Below are 1,371 nucleotides of genomic sequence, written 5' to 3'. Positions count from 1 at the left end.
AATGGTCCACTGAGACCGCGTACGCATAGTCGTACTCTGTATGTGCCCTAACCATAGCGTGCATACATTTCAGAAGCTTGTTCATACAAGCAACTGTGGCAACCTTATCTTTCTTAGGGATAGGTTGCTTTTTTAATTTGTAGTAATAATCGACAATATGATTAGGAGCTGCGCGTTGCTGGCGAATCATATTTCGAATGGTGAAGAAAATAATTTTCCGTGCTTTGGGATTACCACGCTTATTGATGCGGTCTTGGCCAGTATACTTACCTGATTGATACCGTCGGATGTCAATTCCGACAAAGGCATTCAATTGTTTATGGGTTTTAAATCGTGTGATATCTCCTAATTCACCGAGCAATAAAGCGGCTGTGAGTGCGCCGATCCCAGGGAACGTTTGGTACAACAAAAAGCAAGGAGAGCCTTCGGCTTTTTTGATCATTTGTGTCGCCAGTGCTTCTTTTTGTTCGAGTAAATCTTGGAGAAGTTCGGCGTAATAAATCGTTTTTTGACAGTGGATACTGTCTTTTTCAACAGCTGGGTAGGCACACTGTGCATAGTGGATGATTTGATCTGCCTTTTGCTCGGCACGATTCGCGGAGATTTTTTTCCGTGTTTCGTTGATTAGTTTATTTTTTATTTTTGTCCGAGTAGATGCCAATACAAAATCTGGATGGGGAAAAAGACGGATCAATGTCAATGCGTAAGGGGTCAGCCTGTTTGAAAAGAACTGTTCAAGCTCTGGAAAAGTCAACTGAAGGCAGTTGTGTAAATCCATGCGCAGACGAGTGATTTTCTTCTCAATCTCTTGATAAAAACGGGCTAAATCGCGCATCTCTAAGTAAAAATTGCTTTGTACTTCTTTTGGCTGACGTTGATTTTTAAGATGAGTCTGTGCGAGCCGGTGGGCATCCGATTTATCTGTTTTCCAACTGCGTAAGGTGCTTTCTTCCATCTGTTTTTTCGCTTCTAACGGGTTTAACAAACAGTAAGAAAAGTGATGATCTTGAAAGAACTTTTCGACTGGTCTGGAATAAATCCCCGTTGCTTCAAAAACAATCAATGGACGTTCAGGCAAGTGCTGGATCTCTTCGAGTAATGCATGAAATCCTCTTTGAGTGTGTTCGATCTCGTCTTCAAATAAGCAGGTGTCGTCTTTGTATAGGACACTGTAGCTGTGTCCCATTGAAACATCTAATGCAAGAATGTAAGGCATTTGTATTCCTCCTTTTTAAGTTTTGAAAGAACTTTACTGCTTCATTTCGATTCCAATTTCCTATACACGGGCTCATGGCCCCAACATACGTAAACCTGATTCTAAAATGACAGTAAAGAAGTTCGGTTTTTGATAGGGACTCGTAGTCCTCAAGG

The 1,371-nt window shown here is 41.4% G+C and carries 1 protein-coding gene; it reads right to left on the bottom strand.

Translation table 11 applies throughout. The annotated features are described in order from the left end of the window. Positions 1-1,216: IS110 family RNA-guided transposase (locus ACY191_RS06000; protein ID WP_002329089.1), on the bottom strand; the 1,216-nt coding region annotated here is incomplete at its 3' end. Positions 1,217-1,371 lie beyond the last annotated feature (155 nt).

The sequence above is a fragment of the Staphylococcus sp. TCBT05 genome, from assembly GCF_055179755.1.
This window is presented reverse-complemented; position numbering and strand designations above follow the sequence as displayed.